Raw genomic sequence first — 21370 nt, 5'->3', positions numbered from 1 at the left:
CGAGGCCATGGCGGCCGGGCAGGACGTGAACTGACGGTGACGCCCGGTCAGTCCGGCTGCTTCTCGATGTGGTCCAGGATTCTCTTGGAGATCAGAGCGAGCTACCGGCGTGCCAGCGACGAGTTCGGCACAACGGCCCAGCCGATCGGGACCCATTCGCCCGGTTTCGTCGCCTCCACCGACGAAGAGGCCAAGGAGCTCTTCTACCCCGGGTACAAGGAGATCCGCGACCGCATCGGGAGGCAGCGCGGCTGGCCGCCGCTCCGCCGGGAGGAATTCGACGCGGAGGTGGACCGCGGGTCGCTGTACGTCGGCTCGGCCGAGACGGTCGCGGCGAGGATCGCCCATGCCGTACGAGTCCTGGACGCGGGCCGGTTCGACATGATCTACTCCGCCGCCGGCACCGTTTCGGCCTCCGCGCGCCTGCGTTCGGTCGAGCTGTACGGCACCCAGGTCATCCCGCGGGTCCGTGAACTTCTGTCCGAGCGGCCCGCGGCCTCGGCGGGAGCCACGCGATGACTGACCCTGTCACCACGGTCGGAATCCTGGGAGCCGGGAAGGTCGGCACTGTCCTGGCACGCCTGGCGGTCGCCGCCGGCTATCGAGTCCTGATCTCCGGGTCCGGCGACCCCTCGAAGGTCGCGCTCACCGCCAGAGTCCTCACGCCCGGAGCGACCGCCGTATGGCCGGCCCGGGCCGCCGATGCCGCCGACGTGGTGGTCCTGGCCCTCCCGCTCGGCAAACACCGTGACCTCCCGGTCACGGAGCTGAAGGGCAAGCTGGTCGTCGACGCGATGAACCACTGGTGGGAGGTCGACGGTCCCCGCGACGAGATCCTCCCGCCCGACACGTCGTCGAGCGAGGCCGTTCAGCGGTTCCTGACGGGCGCACGTGTCGTGAAAGCCCTCAACCACATGGGCTACCACGATCTCGAGGACGGGGCCCGTCCAGTCGGCTCCGTCGGACGCAAGGCCATCGCGATCGCCGGGGACTCGCCCGAGGATCTCGCCGTCGTCGCTGACCTGATCACCGCACTCGGATTCGACCCCCTCGCCATCGGCGGCCTTGCGGCGGGCGTCCGGCTCGAGCCGGGAACCCCCGCCTTCGGAGCCAACGTCGACATCGACCGGCTTCGCGCGCTCACCGCCGCCCCCGAGTCCGGCACGGCTGCTTGAGCACTCGTCGCAGAAGAACAGCGGCGCCTCGACCGGGCCGGGGGGAAGCGCGGTCATCTCGTCGCCTTCTGCGCGGAAGGACAGTCGGACAAACCGTCGTGCGGCGGTGCCCGACGCCGATTGCGCATGGAGGACGAATGCGGCCGATCATTCCCGACTATCCGGCAGAGGCACTGCGCCCTCTCAATCCTATGATCAACGTTGGTGCGATCACCGTGCACGCACTCGTCGGCGCGGTGAACCTGCTTCCGGCGGAGCGCGTGGCCTCACCGAGGACCCCGAGGCCGTCGTGGACGGTTACATCCGGCAGTGTTCCGTGCGCGTCACCACGCGGGGTCGGCATTCCGGCGAAGAGCGGGGTGGCAGGGGGCCTAATCGGCGCGCTCCCCGGACAGATCGGCATGGCCACGTTCTCACCACGCCTGGATCGTCACGGGAACAGCGTTCGCGGGGTGTCCCTGTTCGAACGACTCTCCGGGGGCATGGGACTGCGTGTGATGGAGGTCCCCGCCGCCGCGCGTGCGGTGGCGCGGTCCCACCATGACGTGGGCAGCGGACCGAACGCGCTCCGGGTCCTGCGACTGCAAGGCCGCATCGGCTTCGCCATGGCCGAGAGGGTCGTTCAGGAAGCCATGGCCGTTCCGCCTTCGGCCGTAAGGGTGGCCTTGGACCTGACAAGGGTCCATTCGATGGACGGCGCGGCGCGGCGCGTGCTGCTGGAGGTCGTGCGTCGGCTGACGCTGAGTGGTCACGAGGTGTATCTCGCCGACCCGGAATCGATCATGCCCGATCCCGATCCCGGCGACGGTGGCCGCGTCACCGTCGTGGACACCGTGGACCAGGCCGTGCGTCCGCCGAGGGGCGGCCCGGCACGGGAAGCGGTCGGCGGCGGAGCGGGGAATCATCCGACTCGCCGCCGGTGAAACGGAGTTCTCGCACAGAAATCGAGCCATCGGGCTCAAAGACACGGGTCGGCGTTCGGTTCGTCGGCCGGAAAGGGAAAGAGACCATGGGTTACATCACCGTCGGCACGGAGAACAGCACGCCGGTCGAGCTCTACTACGAGGACCAGGGTTCCGGGCAGCCGGTCGTCCTGGTCCACGGCTACCCGCTGGACGGGCACAGTTGGGAACGTCAGACGCGCGAACTGCTGGCCCAGGGTTATCGGGTCATCACCTACGACCGCCGAGGCTTCGGCCAGTCCTCGAAGGTGAACTCCGGTTACGACTACGACACCTTCGCCGCCGATCTGAACACGGTCCTCGAGACCCTCGACCTGCGGGACGTCGTCCTTGTCGGTTTCTCGATGGGCACGGGGGAACTCGCCCGCTACGTGAGCCGGCACGGTCATGAGCGTGTCGCGAAGCTCGCCTTCCTCGCCTCGCTGGAGCCGTTCCTCGTCGCCCGCGACGACAACCCCGACGGCGTGCCGCAGGAAGTGTTCGACGGCATCGCGGCGACCGCGAAGGCGGACCGGTACGCCTGGTTCAAGCAGTTCTACGCGGACTTCTACAACCTCGACGAGAACCTCGGCACCCGTATCAGCGAGGAGGCGGTGACCGGTAGCTGGAACGTCGCGGTCCTCAGCGCTCCGGTGGCCGCGTACGCCGCGGTCCCGGCATGGATCGAGGACTTCCGCGCCGATGTCGAGGCGGTCCGTGCGAGCGGCAAGCCCGCGCTGATCCTGCACGGAACGAAGGACAACATCCTCCCGATCGACGCCACTGGCCGCCGATTCCACAAGGCGCTCCCCGAGGCCGACTACGTCGAGGTCGAAGGAGCACCGCACGGCCTGCTCTGGACCCACGCCGACGAGGTCAACACCGCGCTGCGCGACTTCCTCTCGAAGTGACGGTGGCCTGACGGACGCGGCGCGGGAGCCGAGGCGCTGGAAGGCATTGCCAGGAGCCGCGTCTCCCAGACGATGTTGCGTCAACCAGCGCCGCATGGGCCGTCGTCTTTGGTGTCGCGCAGGGAATGGATCATGCTCTGCAGGATTCGGAACGCGCCTGACTGCTCGGTGTCGGTCAGGCCGGCCAGCATTCTCACCTCGACGGAACGGACGGCCACGGTCGCCTTCTCCAGGCTCTGTCGGCCGCGCGGTGTGAGCCGCGTGGGGAGGACCTTCCCGACGGGCGCCGCCGCGGGCCTGGTCACGTAGCCGTCCCGTTCCAGGGTCTGGAGCAGCACGTTCATCGACTGCCGTGTGACGAACGCGCCGCGCGCGACCTCGGCGCCTCGCAGGCGTTCTACGAGCAGTACCTCGGCCTCGTCCGCTCGCAGGCCGGACCTCCGCACGCCGTCGTCTCCGAGACGAAGCCGATCGCGTTCGCACTGCGCGACATCGTTCCCGGCACCGATCTCGCGTCCGTCGCCCAGCCCGGCATCGGTGCCGCGATCTGGCTGCACGCCACCGACGTCCAGGCCGTCCATGACGCTCTCGTCGCCGACGGTCACACCATCGTCTCCGCGCCGGTCGACGGCCCCTTCGGCCGGACGTTCACCTTCGCCGACCCCGACGGCTACCAGATCACGCTCCACGACCGCGCCTGATCGGCCGCTCAACGGCGCACGCCTCAACGGCGGTACGCACAAGGCGATGCCGCCCAGCGTGTCCCACCGCGGGCCGTCGGCCGTCGCCAGGCGGTACGGGTCAGACCGGCGGCAGGACGGCGAGGCGGCGCGGGCTCGGGGCCGGTTCCGGCAGCCGGAGCGGCGCGTCGCCCGGAGTGATCCGGCCCAGTACCCGCGGGGTCGAGGAGCCGGTCGCGCCGGGGACCACACCGGGAATCCCGTGCCAGGTGAGGAAGCCCAGCAGCGCCATCAGATACGCTTCTTTGTCGCCCGCGGGCAGCCCGCGCTCGTCACTGGTGACGAGGACCGCGGGGCTCAGCCGCTCGCGCAGCGCCGCCATCAGCGCCGGATTGCGCACCCCGCCCCCGGAGGCGACGACCTCGGTGAGCCCGTACCGGCGGCAGGCGTCCGCGACGGTCACGGCCGTCAGCTCCGTCAGCGTCGCCATCAGATCCTCGTCCGACACCGGCGGCAGCCCCGCGCACCGCGGCTCGACGTAGTCGGCCCTGAACAGCTCGCGGCCGGTGGACTTCGGCGCCTCCCGCCGGTAGTACGGCTCGTCCAGCAGCCGGGCCAGCAGGTCCGGGCGTACGGTCCCGGCCAGCGCGAGGCGGCCGTCGAGGTCGCTCCCGGCCCGGCCCCCGGTGACGCGGTGGGCGGCGGCGTCGAGCAGGCAGTTGGCCGGACCGGTGTCGAAGGCGACGACCGGCTCGTCCCGGCCGCCGACCACCGTCACATTGGCGATGCCGCCGAGGTTCAGCGCGGCCCGGCGGGTCGGTACGGTCCCGGCACCGGCCGACGTGTCGTCCGCGAGCCACAGCGTGTCCAGCGTGCTGGCGAGCGGCGCGCCCTGGCCGCCCGCCGCGATGTCGCGGGCCCGTACGTCCGAGACGACAGGGAGTCCGGTCGCCTCGGTGATCCACGCGGGCTGGCCGAGTTGCAGGGTGCCGAGGGCGCGGCCGTCGGTGATCCAGTGGAACACCGTCTGGCCGTGCGAGGCCACGAGGTCGGCCCGGCCGCCCGAGAACCGCTCGATCGCCCTGACGACCGCCGCCGCGGACGCCTGCCCCACCAGCGTGTCCACCTCGCACACCTCGGCGAGCCCGACAGCGGACGGCGGCAGCAACCCGAGCAGCCGCTCCCGCGTCTCGGGCGGCCACGGGTACTCCTCGGCCCCGAGCGGCCGCAGCGTCAGCACCTCCCCGTCGAACCCGAACTCACCGACGGCGACATCCAGGCCGTCCATCGAGGTGCCCGACATGAGACCGACGACGATCACGTGACTTCTCCAGGAGTGCGGGGTCTGCGGTCGCCCCAGTATGAGCGGACGTGTCCTCCCCGCTCACCCGGGGCTCCGCGCCGTCACGCGGCCGACGCACGCGGCGGCGTCGCCGTATCGCGGCCTGAACGGTGCGTCTGCTGACCGGACGGGCGTCAACTCCCTTACGCGCTGAGCCCGTCAGCGATTCGGAACCGGCCGCACGGCCTCGACCGGGTCCACGTCGGTGCCGCCCGTCGCCTCCGCGGCGACCTCGGCGCCGAGCTTCGCGCCCTCGACGTCGATGTCCGGGAACGCCCGGTCCTGTCGGCGCGGCAGGTACCAGGCCCTGTCGCCCAGCAGGGACAGGACGGCGGGCACGATCGCCATGCGGACGACGAAGGCGTCGAACAGCGGCCGCGCTGCGGCTTCTCGACGACACCCAGGACCAGGCGAAGGAGGCACTGGCCGAACTGCGGCACGTCGTTCGAGGGCATCCACCCGCCGATCCTCACCGACCGGCCGGTGGCACGGCGCTGGAGCCCGAGGTGGTGACCGAACTCCTCACCCGGCGAAGGGACTCGCCGCTGGACGCGCTGACCCGGCGCGAACGCGAAGTCCTCGCACTGATGGCGGAGGGCCACGACAACACCACCATCGCCAAAGCCCTCATGGTCACCGAGCGTTCGGTCAGCAAGCACATCGGCAATGTCTTCCTGAAGCTCGGAGTGCCGCGGAGCGACAGCGGCCACCGCCGGGTGCTCGCCGTACTGGCCTATCTCGAAGGGCGGGCGGAGGGCTCTTCGGCCCGGCCGCCGCGGTGGGCAGCGGACGTCGAGGATGCTGACGGGCCCTGCGGTCAGGCCGCCCGGCCGACGTCGGCCTCGTCAAACCGCTGACTCCGGTCGTAGCGAGGCGGCCCTGTGCGGGAACTAGCCGGTGAGGGCCTGGGTGATCTGGCGGGTGGTCTGTGCGGCGACTCGCGGATCGTCGGCGGCGTAGGACACGTAGGCGTTCAGGCCGGTGGCCAGTGCCCAGCCGCGACCGCGTGTCCAGGTGGCGTCGTCCACGCCGAGCGTGGCGCGGAAGGCGGCCCGGCTCCCGGCCGACATCAAGGTGAAGGCGACCATCAGATCGCAGGCCGGGTCACCGAGGGCGAGGCCGCCGAAGTCGATGACCGCGCTGAGGCGGCCGTCGACGGTCAGCAGATTGCCGGTGTGGAAGTCGCCGTGCACCCAGACCGGCGGCCGGCCCCACGCGGGGGCGCGCAGCGCCGCGTCCCACAGGCCGGCCATCGCCGCCGCGTCGAAGGTGTCGCCGACCCTCGCGACGGCGGCCCGGGTCGCGCGGTCCCGCGCGGCCAACGGGCTCGCCGCAAGGCCCGTTGGCCCGTCCGCGACCGAGTCCGGCGGTGCGAATCGCTGAAGGGCCAGCAGGAACTCCGCCAACTCGACCGCCGCGCCCACCGATTCGCCGAGCCGCTCGACGGTGGCCACCTCGCCGTCCAGCCACCGGGTGACCGCCCACGGCCACGGATAGCCGAGGTCGGGCCGTCCGACAGCTACGGGTACGGGGACGGCCAGCGGCAGGTGCGCGGCGAGCCGGGGCAGCCACCGCGCCTCCTTCGCGGCCTGGCCGATGGCGCCGCGGTGGCGGGGGAGGCGGACGGACAACTCCCGGCCCAGCCGGTGGATCACATGATCGGAACCGGCCGCGCCGAGCGGTTCCAGGGGAAGTCCGGCCCACCGCGGGAACTGTCTGTCGACCAGCCGTCGTACCAGCGCGGTGTCGATCGCGGGGCGGAAGTCCGCGGTGTCCGGGGTGTGCTGCGTGGTCAGGACGGCTCCTTGAGGCGGTGCGATCGATGTGGCTGGCGATCTCGGACGACCGCGACTGTTCGAGCGGGCGACGCGCGGTCCGCCGACCGGATTTTCCGCGCGGGCCCGGTGACGACCCGCCCGGCCCCGCCGAGGCGGCGGTTCACCTCAGGGCGCGAGCCGTGCGACGGCTCCCACCTCCAGGGCCGCCCAGACAGCGCCGTCCGGACCCACGGTGATGCCGTGCGGCTCCGATGTAGCGGTCGGCAGGTCGTACGCGGTGATCTCGCCGCTCGCCGCGCGGTGACCGATGCGGTTGGCTCCCCATTCGGTGAACCAGCAGTCCCCGACGCCGGCCGCGACGACGGCGTGCGGCTTGGCCGTACGGTCGGGGAGCGGGAACTCCTCGATCCGCCCGTCCGTCGTGATCCTGCCGATCTGCCCCGCCGCGATCTCGACGAACCACAAGGCGGCGCCGTCACTGGCGATGCCGACCGGCGCGGCACCCGGAGTCGGCAGGGGGTACAGGTCGACCGCGCCCTCGACGGTGACGCGGCCGATCGCGTTCGCCTGGTTGAGGGTGAACCACAGCGCCCCGTCCGGGCCTTCGGTGATCGCCGAGGGACAGCCGCCCTGTACGGGAAGGGCGTACTCGGTGATCTCTCCCTCGACGGTGATCCGGCCGATCCGGTCGGTGTTCATCTGCGTGAACCACAGCGCGCCGTCGGGGCCGGTGGTGATGCCGAAGGGGCCGTTGTCGGGCGTCGGCAGCCGGTAGGAGCGCAGTGCGCCGTCGGTGCCGACGCGGCCGATCGCGCTCGCCAGATGGAGGGTGAACCACAGCGCGCCGTCCGGGCCCGCAGTGATGACCGTGGGGCGGCTCTCGGGCGAGTCCAGCGGGAATTCGCTGAATTCGCCGTCGAGGGTGAGGCGCGCCACGCTGCCGTTCTGCGCGAGGGTGAGCCACAGGGCGCCGTCAGGTCCTGCCGCGATGCCGTAGGGGCCGGCGTCCTTGCCCGCCACGGGGATCTCCGTGACGGCCGGGCTTTCAGAACGCTGCACGGCGAATCCTCCTGCGGAAGCGAATGCGGGTAGCGCATACGGTTGGCGGATACGGAGGGGACGCCGATACGGTCGCGGCTCGACCGACGTCCGTGGCCGGTGCGGTCCCCGTTCCGATCACCCCCGCACCCTGCTGACACGAGGCCACCGGGCGCAACTGATTTCCCGTACGGGCCCGGCGCGGGAACGGCCGGGCAGCGCGCTCAGCGGCCGGTGACCACCGCGTGCCGCCGCGCCCACGCGGTGATCGCGTCCGCGATGGCCAGCGGCTGGTCCTCCGGGGCGTGGTGCCCGGCGGGACCGCAGTGCCGGGTCTCCAGGGCCGCGATGTTCGCCGCGCACCAGTTCGCCGTCTCCGGGCCGATCAGCAAGGTGGGCGAGGAGTCGAAGGTGAGCAGCAGTTTGGGGACCTGATCGCTGCTCGCGAGCCACTTGTCGTACTGCTCGACGCGCTCGGTGACATCGGCCGGCTCGCCGTCCAGCGGCAGTGAGCGGGCCCACGCGAGGATCGGGCGGCGGCTCTCGGGCGTCGGGTACGGCGCCCGGTAGGCCCGCAGGTCGTCCTCGCCCACCGGGTGCAGCACCCCGCCGGTGAAGGCCGACTCCAGGAAGACGTTCCGGTCGAGCACCAGGGCTTCGCCCTGCGGCCCGCGCATGGTCTCGGCGCGCGAGCGCGGTCCCTCGCCCAGTTCGCTCCAGGACATCGGCCGCACGATGGTCTCGAAGAAGGCCACACCCAGGACCCGGTCGGGGTGGCGGGCCGCCCAGTCGAAGGCGAGGGCCCCGCCCCAGTCGTGGCCGACGAGCACCACCTTGTCCAGGTCCAGCCGGTCGAACCACGTGTCCACGTAGCGCGCGTGGTCGGCGAACCGGTACGGCACGTCGGGCTTGCCCGAGCGGCCCATGCCGATCAGGTCGGGCGCGAGCAGGCGGGCGGGCAGGTCGATCGCGGGCAGCACCTTGCGCCACAGGTGGGACGAGCCGGGATTGCCGTGCAGGAAGACGACGGGAGTGCCGCTGCCCGTCTCCTCGTAAAACATCGTCGAATCGAGCACCTTCGTCACGGGCATGACTCTTCTCCGCATCGCTAGTCACACTAACGGTTATCTCGTGTCGAAGATAATCCGTTAGTGGCACTAACGCAAAGGGTATGATCACGGCATGAGCAACGGCGCACGTGACACGGCACCCCCGACCGCACCGCAGGCCACCGTCGCGGCCACTCCGGCGCGGCTGCGGAATCTGCGGACCCGGCTCCTGTCGCTCGCCGCGATCCGTTCGGACCGCCTGGTGAACGAGGAGCTGACGCGGGAGGGCGCCCGCAAATGGCACTACGCGGTGCTCGCCACCCTGGAGGAGTTCGGGCCCGCCAGCCAGGCCGAACTGAGCGGCCGTACGGGCATCTACCGCAGCGACATGGTCGCGGTCGTCAACGAACTGGCCGAGAGCGGGCTGCTCGAACGCTCGCCCAACCCCGCCGACCGTCGGCAGAACATCATCGCGCTCACCGGGCCGGGCCGCCGCCGGCTCCTGAAGCTCGACGGACTGCTGACCGAGGTGGAGGACCAGGTGCTCGCCCCGCTGTCCCAACCGGAACGCGCCGAGCTGGCCCGGCTCCTCACCGCCGTCGTGGACCACCACGGGCAGCACATGTGAAACCGGCCCGTGCCCGCGCCCTCAAGCGGCCCCTGGCTACGGCTTCCAGTCCTCGGCCAGGAGCCCGAGCAGGACCTCGTCAAGGAACTCGCCCATCACCCACGCCGACGAGCGCAGCACGCCCTCGCGGACGAAGCCGTTCCGCTCGGCGGAGCGCAGCATCGCGTCATTGTCCGCCAGCGTCTCGATCTGCAACCGGTGCAGGCCGCGCACGACGAAGCCGTACTGGCACAGGGCCGCGACCACGTCCGTCCCGTAGCCCTTCCCGCGAGCGGACGGCAACAGGCCCAATCCGATGTGCGCCGACCGGTTGTGGGTGTCGATACCCCAGAGCGTCGCGGTGCCGACCAGGGCGCCGCCGTCCAACTCCACGACGGAGAAGGCGACGTGCCCCTCCTCCTTGTCGTCCACGAACAGCCGCGGATCCTTCGACTCGGGCGAGACCGGCCGCCACGGGCCGCCCTCCGCTCGCGCGGCGTTGACCACGTCGTTGTAGAGCTCGGTCCGCAGGACCGGGATGTCATCCGCGTGCCGAGCCCTCAGCCCGACCTTGTTCCCCTTGAGCATGCACGTTTCCTATCCGAGCCCGTCGGCCGACGGCAAACCGAATACCGGCGTCATCGACCGAAGGCGACGCGTCGCGCGCGAGGCCGACTCCGGTTGCCCGGTTGCCCGGTTGTACGGGGGTACGCGGGCGAGCCGCGGCCTGGACCGCGAGGCGGTTCACCGCACCGATAAGCTGCCTGATCATGATGCGTGCGTGGTTCCTGCCGATGCTGCTGGTCCTCTGCGGCGTGGCCGCCGCGACCGGGCTGATCCTCGGCGGGAGCCCCGGCCGGGCCGCGACCTTCCTGCTGGCCTTCGTGCTGCTCGCGGGGCTGAACTCGCCTCTGGTCTTCCCCCGGTCGATCGGCGCGTCCGAGGCGCAGCGCCTCAGCGCCGCCGACGGCCGGCCGATCGTCTACTGGCGGCCGGGCTGCAAATTCTGCCTGCGCCTGCGCTTCCGACTCGGCCGCAGGGCCCGCCGGTTGCACTGGGTCAACATCTGGCGTGACCCGGCCGCGGCGGAGGCGGTGAGGGCGGTCAACGAGGGCAATGAGACCGTCCCGACCGTCGTCGTCGCGGGCCGGCCGTACACCAACCCCGATCCCGCGTGGGTGCGCGAACAGCTCTCCCCGTCCGCTACGGCGTGAGGGCGCGGCGGTACGTCAGGCCGGGGCGGCCGGAGAACTGGTGCTCGCCGACGACGGTGAAGCCCGTACGGGCCAGTACGGCTCGGGAGGCCGCGTTGTCGAGGGTGGTTCCGGCGCGCAGGACGGTCAGCCCGTACTCGGTGGCGGCCGTGCGGCACAGTTCCCGTACCGCCCAGGTGGCCAGGCCCCGGCCCGCGGCGCGTTCGGCGATCCGGTAACCGAGGTCGGCTCCGCCGTCGGCGACGTCGACGAGATTGATCCGGCCGAGGACGTCGCCCTCGGTACCGGTTACGACGTGGAAGTAGCAGGCGCCGGTCTCCTGCTCGGCCAGCCGGTCACGGAGGTGGTCGTCGAAGCGGGCGAAGAAGTCGTCGCCCCGGTCGGGGATCGTCGCGGCGAAGTAGGCCCGGTTCTCCCGCTCGAAGGCGAGCAGCGCGGGGGAGTGGTCCGGGTGGAGCAGTTCGATCTGGGGCATGGCCAGGAATATAGGCAGTTGGGCCGCCGCGCGGCCTGTGGTTTTCCGCCGGCCGAGGCGCGCGGGGCCATCGGGGTCGGTCACGGCTCACGCCGCGGGCCCCGCAGACAGGTCGCCACGAGGCGGCGGCAGGTGCCGTCCCAGCCCGGCTCGGACGGCCGGAGCATGTGCGCTCCGGCTGGGCGAGACGAGTTCTTCGCCCTCGTCGGTGGGCCGGTCGCGACCAGGACGCAGCCGCCGCAGCCGCTCGACGCGGCGGCCGAGGCCGCTCTCCTCGCCCCGACCCTGATCGGCGCCGGCCATCTGCTGTTCGCCGACCGCGACGGACCGCCGCCGACACCCGCCGCGATCCGCAAGGTCGTCGCGGCCGTCCTCCCCGGCGCCTGAGGGGACGGCTCACCGCGGGCTCCGGCCGGTCGCGGTGCGGGCTCGCTCGCCTCGCGGGCGCGGTTCAGGCCGCGGCCACCATGTGCTGCCGCGCCCACTCCTCGAAGCCGGTGAGCGGGATGCCGAGGTCCCGCGCGTACTGCGGGCGGCCCGGCTGGTCGACCGCGTTGAGCCATTCATGCGAGGCGCCCATGGCCGGCATTCCGGCGGCGAGCGCCTCCTGCTCTGTCATGTCCGGCGCGGGCAGGTGCGTGCCCAGGGCCCGCGAGAGGACGTCGGCGATCTGAGTCATCGACAGATAGTCGCCCGCCAGCTCCAGTTCGACCCGGTCGAACCGCTCCGGATCGGCGAAGGCCGCCGCGGCGGCGCGGCCGATGTCGTCCACCGCGATCAGCGACAGATGGGTGTCCGGCCTGAGGACGCTCACCAGGCCGCCCTCGATGCCGCGCGGGAACAGGAACGCCATGGACGGAAGGAAGTTCTCCATGAAGAAGCCGGGCTTGAGCAGCGTCCAGTGGGGGAAACCCGCCGCGCGGACCGCGTCCTGGATCGCGCTCTTGGCGCCCAGGACGGGTTCCATGTAATGCCAGCGGCCCTCGGCCCAGCCGGGCGCCTCGGTGTGCTGACCGGCGCCGGTCACGGAGGTGTGCACGAACTGCGGCACTCCTGCGGCCTTCGCGCCCTCGACGAGGTTGACGCCTTGCGTCACCTCTCCCTCGAAGTCGAAGCTCTCCGCCGTCATCTCGGGCATCTGTACGGAGAAGACGGCGCGGACTCCCTCGGCGGCCCGGACCACGGAGCCGCGGTCGCGCAGGTCGCCGGTGACCAGTTCGGCGCCGAGCGCCTCGACAGCCTTGGCCCGGTCGGCGGCCGGATCGCGGACCAGGGCGCGGACGGGGACGCCGGACGCGAGCAGGGCGCGGGCGGTGGCGCCGCCCTGCCGGCCGGTGGCGCCGGTGACCAGGACCGGTGCGGGGCGTGCGGACATGATGCTCCTCGGGTGCTCGTGCGGGGAGACGCTAAACGGCGGGGCCCGCCGTTTCTCTTCCGGGTACGATATGGCGGACCCCGCCACTTGGCAACCATGGAGGTAGGCCATGCCGGATGGCCAGCGCGCAGACGCCCGGCGCAACTACACGCGCATCCTCGCCGTGGCCCAGCAGGAAGTCGCCGCCCACGGCGCCGACGCCTCGCTGGAACAGATCGCCCGCACGGCGGGAGTCGGCTCCGCGACCGTGCGGCGGCACTTCCCCACCCGCCAAGCGCTGCTGGAGGCGGTCTCCCGGGAGCGAATCGAGGCCCTGCGCGTCCGGGCGCAAGAACTGACCGGCGAAGGCGAGAGCCGCGGCGCGCTGCTGGAGTGGCTCGGCGACGTCCTCACCTACTGCGTCTCCGCCCGCGGCCTGGCCACCGCGCTGTCCTACAACGCCGCCGGAGTCGACCCGGTGCACAACAACAGTTGCTCGGCCACGCTCGAAGAAGCAGCGGGCCCGCTGCTCCGCCGCGCCGCGCGGGACGGCGCGGTGGCCAAGGACGTCACCGCCCTCGACCTGATCACCCTGCTGGTCGGCATCGCCTTGGCCACGGAGCATGCCCCCGACCCGGCCGCCCGCGCCCGCCAACTCTTCGACCTGTCGGTGGCGGGCCTGAGCCCCCAGCGCTGAGCAACGGCGCCTGTCGCCGTCGTCCGGACAGGCCCTAGTCGGGAGATGGCCCGTCGGCGAGCCGGTTGTTGCGGTCGATCTCCGGCATGTGGGTCTCGGCCCAGTCGCGCAGGGCGGCGAGGGGGTGTTCGAGGGACAGGCCGAGGTCGGTGAGGCGGTAGTGGACGGCGGGCGGCACCGTCGGTTCCACGCGGCGCGTGACCAGGCCGTCGCGGACCAGGCTCTGCAAGGTGGCGGACAGCATCTTCTGCGAGATGCCGGGGATGCGGCGCCGCAGTTCGGCGAAGCGGACCTCGCCCGGAGCCTGCTCGGCCAGCGTCTTGACCGCCATCGACGTCCACTTGGTGCCGATGCGGTCGAGCAGCTGGCGGGTCGGGCAGCGCGGATCCAGCAGGTTGCCGCGGTCGCCGGGCCGCGGCCCGTACGTGCCCGGTGCGTCGGGCCCGGACGTGGTCACCTGTGGCTCACCACCTGAGGGGAAAGTGCCGTCTTGGGCGGACCAGGTTAGTTCCCTAGCGTGATCTTGTCACCATTGGTTACCACTCCTGGAGTCCCGTCATGCCCGAACTGCGCCGCGTGCCCGTCAACGGTGTCGAACTGAACGTCGCCCTCGCCGGATCGGGTCCCGCCGTCCTGCTGCTGCACGGCTTCCCGCACACCTGGGAGGTGTGGACGGACGTCATGACCGATCTGACCGGCCGCTACCGCGTCATCGCGCCCGACCTGCGCGGCTTCGGCGCGAGTGGTCGTGCCCCGTCCGGGTACGACGCGGGCACCCTGGCCGAGGACGCCGCCGCGCTCCTCGCCGCGCTCGGCGTGTCGTCCGCCGCGGTGGTGGGCATCGACGCGGGCGCCCCCGCGGCCTTCCTCCTCGCCCTGCGCCACCCCGGCCTCGTCCGCCGCCTGGTCGTCATGGAATCCCTGCTGGGCGCGCTGCCCGGCGCCGAGGACTTCCTCGCCGCCGGACCGCCGTGGTGGTTCGGCTTCCACCGTGCGGCGCCCGGCCTCGCCGAGACCGTGCTGGAGGGTCACGAAGCCGAGTACGTCGACTGGTTCCTGCGCTCCGGCACGCTCGGCGAGGGAGTGCGCCCCGCACTTCGGGACGCGTTCGTGCGCGCGTACACCGGCCGCGAGGCGTTGAGCCGCGCGTTCTCGTACTACCGCGCCCTGCCCGAGAGCGCGGCGCGGATCGGTGAGGCGGTCGCCGCCCACCGCCTGACGGTGCCGACGATGGCCCTGGGCGCCCAGCCGGTCGGCGACGTGCTCGCACGCCAACTGCGCCCGCTGGCCGACGATCTCACCGCACACCTCATCGAGGACTGCGGCCACATCATCCCGCTGCACCGGCCGCGCGCCCTGCTCGCGCTCCTGCGCCCGTTCCTGGCCCGCGACGACGCGGGCAGGGCGTGACCGGGGCAGGGCGTGAGCGGGGCGGGCGTGAGCGGGGGCAGGGATGACCGCGGACGAGGCGTGACCTGGGCGGCGCACCACGGATCCCACGCCTCCCGCTCGCCCCACTCGAATCGTTCACTGTGTGAATCCGGTGCATGTGCTTGACGGCTCGCCATGGCCACTTGACACTGCCTTACGGATTCGGGATTACCGCCATCCGCAGATTGAGAGCGTTTTCAAGAGACTGAATCAAAGGGCCAAGGCGGGACCTTGGCTCTGAATGTGCAGTGCCGAGCGCGATCCACCCCCACATCTCCGCGCTGACCCTGGTGTTCACTTCGCGAACCCAGGCGAAAGGACCCCCACACATGCGCAGATCCATCCTCCCGGCCCGTACCGAGGGCACGCCGCGTCGGCAGCGACGCGTGGTCGCCCTGCTCGGGGCCCTCGTCCTCGTTCTGGCCGGGATCATCGGCCTCACCCAGACCGTCGGAACCGCCTCGGCGGACGCGTCCGACTACACGCAGAGCGTCGCCCAACTGAACTCCACGCAGGCGCAGATCACGTTCAAGCCCACCACGGCCGCCGCCTACGTCGACGTCCACTACCTGGTCAACGGCGCGAATCAGCAGAACGTCCGGATGACCAACAACGCGGGCGTCTGGACCCAGACCGTCAGCTCGCTGACCACCGGCACCGTGCTCGACTACTGGTTCACGTACGAGAAGAGCGGCCCGCAGTACGACACGCCGCACTTCTCGTACACCCAGGGCAGCGGGAGTACGACCGGGGGCGGCACCGGCGGCACCGGAACGACCGTCGCCACGCCGACCTTCAGCCCGGCGGGCGGCACCTTCAGCTCGGCGCAGAGCGTGACGATATCCGACGCCACTTCGGGCGCGAGCATCCGCTACACGCTGGACGGCTCCACGCCGACCGCCTCCTCCACGCTCTACAGCGCGCCGCTGAACATCTCGGCGAGCACCACGGTCAAGGCGATCGGCATCAAGTCCGGGTCCACCAACTCGGCCGTGGCCACCGCCAGTTACACCATCGGCTCGACCTCGGCGAGCTGCCCGACGCAGTCGGACACTCCCAACTTCGGGTCGAACGTCCACATTTACGACCCGTCGATGTCCAGCGCCACCATCCAGGCGCAGCTCGACGCGCAGTTCGCGCAGCAGAAGGACACCCAGACCGCGCAGTTCAGCAACAACCGGGTCGCGCAGCTCTTCAAGCCGGGCACGTACAACGTGTCCGACAACGTCGGCTTCTACACCTCGGTTGCCGGTCTCGGCCAGAACCCCGACGACGTCACGATCAACGGTGACGTCACCGTGGACGCCTTCAACGCCTCCGACGCGGGCAACGCGACCCAGAACTTCTGGCGGTCCGCGGAGAATCTGGCGATCAACCCCTCCAGCGGCACCGACCGTTGGGCCGTCGCGCAGGCCGCGCCCTTCCGCCGGATCGACGTGCACGGCGGGCTCGCGCTCTACCCGGCCAGCTACGGCTACGCCAGCGGCGGCTACATCGCCGACACCAAGGTCAGCGGCCAGGCCGCGTCCGTCTCGCAGCAGCAGTGGTACACCCGCGACAGCAACCTCGGGAGCTGGGCGGGCGGCGTGTGGAACATGGTCTTCTCCGGCGTCAACGGCGCCCCGGCCAACACCTTCCCGAACCCGCCGGAGACCACGCTGGCCACCACCCCGGTCTCCCGTGACGTGCCGTACCTGTACGTCGACAGCGCGGGCAAGTACCGGGTCTTCCTGCCGTCGCTGCGCACCAACGCGTCCGGACCGAGCTGGGCCAACGGCAGCACCCCCGGCACCTCGCTGCCGATGAGCCAGTTCTACGTGGTCAAGGCCGGGGACACGGCCGCGACCATCAATACCGCCCTGTCCCAGGGCTGCAACCTCTTCGTCACCCCCGGCGTCTACCACCTCAACCAGACGCTCAACGTGACCAAGGCCAACACCACCATCCTCGGCATCGGCTACCCGACGTTCGTGCCCGACAACGGCGTCAACGCCATGCAGGTCGCCGACGTGGACGGCGTACGCCTCAAGGGTCTGCTCTTCGACGCGGGCACCACCAACTCCGCCGCGCTGCTGACCGTCGGCCCCTCCGGCTCCACCGCGAGCCACGCCGCCAACCCGACCACCATCCAGGACGTCTTCTTCCGGATCGGCGGCCAGGTCGCGGGCAAGGCCACCACCAGCCTCATCGTGAACAGCGCCAACACGATCATCGACCACATCTGGGCCTGGCGCGCCGACCACGGCAGCGGCGTCGGCTGGACGTCCAACACCGCCGACACCGGTCTGATCGTCAACGGCGCCAATGTGCTCGCGACCGGCCTGTTCGTCGAGCACTACCAGAAGTACGAGGTCGTCTGGAACGGCCAGGGCGGCAAGACGATCTTCTTCCAGAACGAGATGCCGTACGACCCGCCGAACCAGGCCGCCTGGGTCAACCCCAACGGGCAGAACGGATACGCCGCCTACAAGGTCGGCGCGAACGTCACCACCCATGAGGCGTGGGGGCTCGGCAGCTACTGCTACTTCAACGTCAACCCGGCGGTGAACAGCTACCACGCGTTCGAGGTGCCCAACACCTCCGGCGTGAAATTCCACAGCGCGCTGACCGTCTCGCTCGGCGGCGTGGGCACCATCACCCACGTCATCAACGACACCGGAGCGGTCACCGCGTCCAACACCACCCCCAGCAATGTCGTGTCCTATCCGTGACCCGCTGATCCCCTCACCGTGAACCCACGGTGACGGCGGCCCGGTGCTCCCGCGCAGGCGGGAGCACCGGGCCGCCCCCGCGAACGGGTGAAGCAAGGCCCGTGACCCCCACCCGCGTGTGCGTCGGTGCCGCGCGCCGCCTACGCTGCGCCAGGGGAGTTACGTCACGGGAGGCCGACCCTGCTGGTGCTGTGTGTGTTCTTCGCGTTGCTCGGTGCGGCCAGCAACGCGGTGGGAACCGTCCTCCAGCGCAAGGCCGCGCTCGCCGTGCCGCCCAACGACGCGATGCGCCCGCGTCAGATGCTCGCGATGATCCGGCAGCCGGTGTGGCTGCTCGGCATCTGCGGAGTGGCGGGCGCCGCGGCCTTCCAGGCCCTCGCCCTGGTGGCGGGACCCCTGGCCCTCGCGCAGCCCGTCTTCATCCTGGAACTGCCGCTCGCCCTGCTCTTCAGCGTGCCGCTGCTCGGGCGCGCCCTGCCGCGCGCGGGCTGGAGCGGCGTCGCCTGCATGGTCGCGGGTCTGGCGCTCGCCCTGGGCGCCGCGGCGCCGGGCGGCGGCGGCGCCCAGGCGTCCATGGCGCACTGGGTGCCCGCCGTCCTGCTCTGCGTGGGCGCCATCGGCTGGGCGGTCGTCATCGCCCGCCACCGGCCCTCCGGCGCGCCGAGGGCCGCCCTGCTGGGCGCCGCGTCCGCGGTGGCCAACGCGCTCACCGCGGCGCTGATGAAGTCCGCCGCCGACACCTTCTCCGCGCACGGCGGCGTCGCCTTCCTGACCGCGTGGCAGACCTACGGCTTCGCGCTGTGCGGCGTCACCGCGATCTTCCTGCTGGAGAGCGCCCTCCAGTCCGGGCCGATCATCGCCTCGCAGCCCGCCCTCACCCTCGGCGACGCCACCGTCAGCCTGGCGCTGGGCATCACCGTCTACGGCGAGCACATCCGTACCGGCTGGTGGGTCGTGCCGCAGTTGGCGGCCGTCGGCCTGATCGCGTACGGCACCGTCCGGCTCTCCCGCGCGGTCCCGCTGATCAGGGAATTGGCGGGCTGACGCACGAGCCGCCCGGTCTCGGCCCGGCACCGACCTGACATCCGCCCGGCACCGGCTCGACAACGGCGCGGCACCGGCCCGGCCCTGGCGCGGACCGCGAAGGGGAGCTTAAGGGAACCGGTAGCCGCTTCGGCTTCATCCCCGGAGCGGTTCGCCCAAGCATGGGGCCGTGACCGAACGATTCCTGCACCTCAACGTCAACGCCAACGGGCTGGCGAAACCGCCGAACAGCTGGCGGCACAGCTCTCCGCCCACCTGGTTCCTCGACGTCGCCTCCTGGGAGAAGCTCGGGCGGATCGCCGAGCGCGGCCTGCTGGACGCGGTCTTCCTCGCCGACCACCTCGGCGCCACCGACTTCAGCAAGCCGTGGCACGCCTTCGACCCGTTCATGCTCCAGACGGCGGTGGCCCGCGCCACCCGCCACATCGGTCTGGTGACGACCCTGTCCGCGACCTTCTACCAGCCGTGGGACATCGCGCGCCGCGCCGCGACGCTCGACATCGCCTCCGGCGGCCGGGCGGCGGTCAACATCGTCACCTCCGGCGAGGACGCGGCCGCGGCCCTGTACGGGCGGGGACCGCTTCCCGCACGCGAGGTCAGGTACGGGCGCGCCGAAGAGGTGCTGAACGCCGTCAAGCGGCTGTGGGACTCCTGGGACCCGGACGCCCTGGTCGCCGACCCCACGACGGGCGAACTGGTGGACGACGGCCGGGTCCCGACGGTGGACTTCGACGGCGAACACGTGGGCTTCAGGGGGCGGTTCCAGTTCCCGCGCTCCGTGCAGGGGCGGCCGGTCATCGTCCAGGCCGGAGCGTCGCCCTTGGGCATCGAACTGGCCGCGCAGCACGCGGACGCCGTGTTCTGCGCCTCCAACACCCTGTCGACCGGGCAGGAGTTCTACCGCGGGCTGAAGGCCCGCGCCGCCGCCCACGGGCGTGACCCGGACGAACTCCTGGTCCTTCCCGGCCTCAACATCACCCTCGGCGGCACCGAGGCCGAGGCGATCCGGCGCCGCGCCGAACTGGTCGGCCCCGTGGAGGCGGACGACGCCGCAGTGCGCGCGCTGGCCGTCCAACTCGGCGTCCCCGTCGACCTGCTGAGCCTGGACAAGGCCCTGCCCTGGGACTACATCAACTCGCCGCGGTGGAGCCCGCGCAGCGTTGGCGCCGCCAACGGCGTGCTGTCCGTGGCACGCCAGGGCGACCTCACCGTGCGCGAGGTCCTCGAACGCCGCGCGAACGCGCAGAACGCGATCGTCGGCACGCCCGAGCAGGTCGCCGACGAGATCGAGAGCTGGTTCACCCAACGCGCCGCCGACGGCTTCAACATCAACTTCGACATCTTCCCGTCCGGCCTGGAGCAGGTCGTCGACCACCTGGTGCCGGAGCTCCAGCGGCGCGGGATCTTCCGCAGGGAGTACGAGTCCACCACGCTGCGCGGCCACTACGGGCTTCCGCCCCTGGTGACCGACGCGAGCCGCGCCACCGCGCGCACGGCCTGATCAGGAGACCGCCACCAGTGAGCACACGCCGACTGCACTTGAACGTCAACGCCAACGCGCTGGGCCGAGCACCGGGGGGCTGGCGCCTGCGCGACGACCCGCTCGGCTTCCTCGACATCGACGAATGGGAGAACCTCGGCCGGACCGCGGAACGCGGCCTGCTGGACGCGGTGTTCCTCGCCGAGACCCTCGGATTCTCCCAGCAGGACTTCACCAGGCCGTGGAACGCGATCGACCCGTTCGTCGTGCTGACCGCGATCGCCCGCGCCACCACGCACGTCGGCCTGGTGGCGACCGTGTCGTCCACCTACCGCCACCCGTACCACATCGCCCGGCTGGGCTCCTCGCTCGACCTGGTCTCGGGCGGCCGGGCCGCCGTCAACGTCGTCACCACGCAGTCGCCGCGCGCCGGGGCCCAGTTCGGCCTCGACGCGCACCCCGACCGGGACGCCCGCTACGGCCGCGCGGACGAGGCGATCGCGGTGATCAGGGCGCTGTGGGAGTCATGGGACCCCGACGCGCTCGTCGGTGACAAGGCGTCAGGTGAGCTGACCGACCTGACGAAGGTGCGGGAGGTCGACCACGTCGGCGAGCACCTGCGGGTCAAGACCTGGTACCAGGTGCCGCGTTCGCCGCAGGGCCACCCCGTCGTCCTGCAAGCGGGCGCGTCGGAGCAGGGCATCGACCTGGCCGCGAAGTACGCCGACGCGGTCTTCTGCGCCGCGCACAACCTCCAGCAGGGCAAGGACTTCGCCGCCAAGGTGAAGGCCCGGGCCCGCGACGTTCACGGCCGCGACCCCGACGACGTCCTGATCCTGCCCGGACTGTGGCCGGTCATCGGCAGCACCGAGGCCGAGGCGCGCGAGCGCCGCGACCTGCTGGCCGGTTTGAGCACCGACACCACCGACGCCCTGACGTCGCTGGCGGCGCAGCTCGGCCTGCCGGTGGACAGCCTGGAGCTCGACCGGCAGCCGCCCTGGGACCTGATCAACTCGCCGGAGTGGAAGCCGAGCAGCTATGGCTTCGCCAACTCCGTGCTCCAGTCCGCCCGCAACGAGAACCTGACGGTGCGCGACCTGCTCGACCGGCACATCGCCGGCGGCGGTCACCGCATGGTGGTGGGCACCCCGGAGCAGATCGCCGACGAGATGGAGGCGTACTTCACCGAGGGCGCCGCGGACGGGTTCAACCTGAACCACGACCTCTACCCCGACGGCCTCGACCTCATCGTCGACCACCTGGTGCCGGAGCTCCAGCGCCGCGGGATCTTCCGCAAGGAGTACGAGGCGAGCACGCTGCGCGGCAACCTCGGCCTGCCCGTCCCGGCGGCCACCCCGGTCTGAGGCCGCACGGCCGCACGGCGCGACGGAGCCGCCCGGCGTACCGACCCCCATCCCACGGGGCCGGTACGCCGGGCGGCTC

21 protein-coding genes and 4 pseudogenes are annotated in these 21370 nt (G+C 71.6%); 15 read left to right on the top strand and 10 right to left on the bottom strand.

Going from position 1 to position 21370, the window contains the following annotated elements; genetic code table 11:
• Positions 1-84 precede the first annotated feature (84 nt).
• From ABZX65_RS31285 to ABZX65_RS31270, 4 genes are all read left to right on the top strand, one after another.
• Positions 85-519, top strand: a complete 435-nt coding sequence (locus tag ABZX65_RS31285) for a hypothetical protein (RefSeq protein ID WP_355347576.1) — start codon at positions 85-87, stop codon at positions 517-519.
• On the top strand, positions 516-1175 hold the full coding sequence (locus ABZX65_RS31280) for an NAD(P)-binding domain-containing protein (protein ID WP_355347573.1): 660 nt from the start codon (positions 516-518) through the stop codon (positions 1173-1175). Before ABZX65_RS31285 ends, ABZX65_RS31280 begins: the two co-directional genes overlap by 4 nt.
• 137 nt (positions 1176-1312) lie before the next feature.
• A complete protein-coding gene (locus ABZX65_RS31275; RefSeq protein WP_355347570.1) occupies positions 1313-2098 on the top strand; it encodes a glutaminase in 786 nt (261 codons plus the stop codon).
• An 86-nt stretch (positions 2099-2184) separates the two neighbouring features.
• Positions 2185-3027: an alpha/beta hydrolase gene (locus ABZX65_RS31270; protein ID WP_355347567.1), complete on the top strand. Its 843-nt coding sequence runs from the start codon at positions 2185-2187 to the stop codon at positions 3025-3027.
• Between the two features lie 80 nt (positions 3028-3107).
• Here ABZX65_RS31270 and ABZX65_RS31265 read toward each other — a convergent pair.
• Positions 3108-3410 (bottom strand): annotated as a pseudogene (locus ABZX65_RS31265) (MarR family transcriptional regulator); the annotation flags it as partial.
• Between ABZX65_RS31265 and ABZX65_RS31260 the strand changes: the two are divergent.
• Entirely contained in the window at positions 3375-3728 is a 354-nt protein-coding gene (locus ABZX65_RS31260; RefSeq protein ID WP_355347652.1) for a VOC family protein, read from the top strand. The pseudogene ABZX65_RS31265 and the gene ABZX65_RS31260 sit on opposite strands and share 36 nt — an antisense overlap.
• Before the next feature lie 100 nt (positions 3729-3828).
• Here the strand turns inward: ABZX65_RS31260 and ABZX65_RS31255 are convergent, their stop codons facing one another.
• Positions 3829-5028, bottom strand: coding sequence for an anhydro-N-acetylmuramic acid kinase (locus ABZX65_RS31255; protein WP_355347564.1), 1200 nt, complete (start codon positions 5026-5028; stop codon positions 3829-3831).
• 180 nt (positions 5029-5208) lie between these two features.
• Positions 5209-5421 (bottom strand): annotated as a pseudogene (locus ABZX65_RS31250) (hypothetical protein); the annotation flags it as partial.
• Between the two features lie 107 nt (positions 5422-5528).
• On the opposite strand from ABZX65_RS31250, the pseudogene ABZX65_RS31245 reads away from it, so the two are divergent.
• Positions 5529-5906, top strand: a pseudogene (locus tag ABZX65_RS31245) (LuxR C-terminal-related transcriptional regulator); the annotation flags it as partial.
• A 33-nt stretch (positions 5907-5939) separates the two neighbouring features.
• On the opposite strand, the gene ABZX65_RS31240 reads toward ABZX65_RS31245, so the two are convergent.
• The 3 genes from ABZX65_RS31240 to ABZX65_RS31230 all read right to left on the bottom strand — a co-directional run bounded on the left by ABZX65_RS31240 (position 5940) and on the right by ABZX65_RS31230 (position 8956).
• Positions 5940-6845: an aminoglycoside phosphotransferase family protein gene (locus ABZX65_RS31240; RefSeq protein ID WP_355347649.1), complete on the bottom strand. Its 906-nt coding sequence runs from the start codon at positions 6843-6845 to the stop codon at positions 5940-5942.
• 147 nt (positions 6846-6992) lie between these two features.
• Complete coding sequence (locus tag ABZX65_RS31235; protein WP_355347561.1) at positions 6993-7886, bottom strand: virginiamycin B lyase; 894 nt, start codon at positions 7884-7886, stop codon at positions 6993-6995.
• A 203-nt stretch (positions 7887-8089) separates the two neighbouring features.
• Entirely contained in the window at positions 8090-8956 is an 867-nt protein-coding gene (locus tag ABZX65_RS31230) for a haloalkane dehalogenase (protein ID WP_355347558.1), read from the bottom strand.
• A 91-nt stretch (positions 8957-9047) separates the two neighbouring features.
• On the opposite strand from ABZX65_RS31230, the gene ABZX65_RS31225 reads away from it, so the two are divergent.
• Positions 9048-9542, top strand: a complete 495-nt coding sequence (locus ABZX65_RS31225) for a MarR family transcriptional regulator (RefSeq protein WP_355347555.1) — start codon at positions 9048-9050, stop codon at positions 9540-9542.
• A gap of 36 nt (positions 9543-9578) precedes the next feature.
• Here ABZX65_RS31225 and ABZX65_RS31220 read toward each other — a convergent pair whose 3' ends face one another.
• Entirely contained in the window at positions 9579-10109 is a 531-nt protein-coding gene (locus tag ABZX65_RS31220; protein ID WP_355347552.1) for a GNAT family protein, read from the bottom strand.
• Between the two features lie 182 nt (positions 10110-10291).
• Between ABZX65_RS31220 and ABZX65_RS31215 the strand changes: the two genes are divergently transcribed.
• Entirely contained in the window at positions 10292-10735 is a 444-nt protein-coding gene (locus ABZX65_RS31215; RefSeq protein ID WP_355347549.1) for a glutaredoxin domain-containing protein, read from the top strand.
• Here ABZX65_RS31215 and ABZX65_RS31210 read toward each other — a convergent pair.
• Positions 10725-11210, bottom strand: coding sequence for a GNAT family N-acetyltransferase (locus tag ABZX65_RS31210; RefSeq protein WP_355347546.1), 486 nt, complete (start codon positions 11208-11210; stop codon positions 10725-10727). The genes ABZX65_RS31215 and ABZX65_RS31210 overlap by 11 nt on opposite strands.
• Before the next feature lie 273 nt (positions 11211-11483).
• Here ABZX65_RS31210 and ABZX65_RS31205 point away from each other — a divergent pair.
• Positions 11484-11597, top strand: a pseudogene (locus tag ABZX65_RS31205) (TetR/AcrR family transcriptional regulator); the annotation flags it as partial.
• 64 nt (positions 11598-11661) lie between these two features.
• Here ABZX65_RS31205 and ABZX65_RS31200 read toward each other — a convergent pair.
• Positions 11662-12585 carry an NmrA/HSCARG family protein gene (locus ABZX65_RS31200; protein WP_355347543.1) on the bottom strand — a complete coding sequence of 308 codons (924 nt, stop codon included), beginning with the start codon at positions 12583-12585 and terminating at the stop codon, positions 11662-11664.
• Positions 12586-12694: 109 nt separating this feature from the next.
• Between ABZX65_RS31200 and ABZX65_RS31195 the strand changes: the two genes are divergently transcribed.
• Positions 12695-13261: a helix-turn-helix domain-containing protein gene (locus ABZX65_RS31195; protein WP_355347540.1), complete on the top strand. Its 567-nt coding sequence runs from the start codon at positions 12695-12697 to the stop codon at positions 13259-13261.
• Between the two features lie 34 nt (positions 13262-13295).
• On the opposite strand, the gene ABZX65_RS31190 is transcribed toward ABZX65_RS31195, so the two are convergent.
• Positions 13296-13718 (bottom strand): helix-turn-helix domain-containing protein, encoded by a 423-nt coding sequence (locus tag ABZX65_RS31190; protein WP_355347537.1) that lies wholly within the window; start codon positions 13716-13718, stop codon positions 13296-13298.
• 101 nt (positions 13719-13819) lie between these two features.
• Here ABZX65_RS31190 and ABZX65_RS31185 point away from each other — a divergent pair, with 101 nt between their 5' ends.
• The 5 genes from ABZX65_RS31185 to ABZX65_RS31165 all read left to right on the top strand — a co-directional run bounded on the left by ABZX65_RS31185 (position 13820) and on the right by ABZX65_RS31165 (position 21291).
• On the top strand, positions 13820-14671 hold the full coding sequence (locus tag ABZX65_RS31185) for an alpha/beta fold hydrolase (RefSeq protein WP_355347534.1): 852 nt from the start codon (positions 13820-13822) through the stop codon (positions 14669-14671).
• A gap of 350 nt (positions 14672-15021) precedes the next feature.
• Positions 15022-17403, top strand: a complete 2382-nt coding sequence (locus tag ABZX65_RS31180) for a chitobiase/beta-hexosaminidase C-terminal domain-containing protein (RefSeq protein WP_355347531.1) — start codon at positions 15022-15024, stop codon at positions 17401-17403.
• 180 nt (positions 17404-17583) lie between these two features.
• Complete coding sequence (locus ABZX65_RS31175) at positions 17584-18447, top strand: DMT family transporter (RefSeq protein ID WP_355347646.1); 864 nt, start codon at positions 17584-17586, stop codon at positions 18445-18447.
• Positions 18448-18616: 169 nt separating this feature from the next.
• Complete coding sequence (locus ABZX65_RS31170; RefSeq protein ID WP_355347528.1) at positions 18617-19948, top strand: NtaA/DmoA family FMN-dependent monooxygenase; 1332 nt, start codon at positions 18617-18619, stop codon at positions 19946-19948.
• A gap of 17 nt (positions 19949-19965) precedes the next feature.
• Entirely contained in the window at positions 19966-21291 is a 1326-nt protein-coding gene (locus ABZX65_RS31165; RefSeq protein WP_355347525.1) for an NtaA/DmoA family FMN-dependent monooxygenase, read from the top strand.
• The last annotated feature ends 79 nt before the right edge of the window (positions 21292-21370 follow it).

Origin of the sequence: Streptomyces sp. NPDC003300 (assembly GCF_040610915.1) — a bacterium.
GTDB lineage: Bacteria > Actinomycetota > Actinomycetes > Streptomycetales > Streptomycetaceae > Actinacidiphila.
This window is presented reverse-complemented; position numbering and strand designations above follow the sequence as displayed.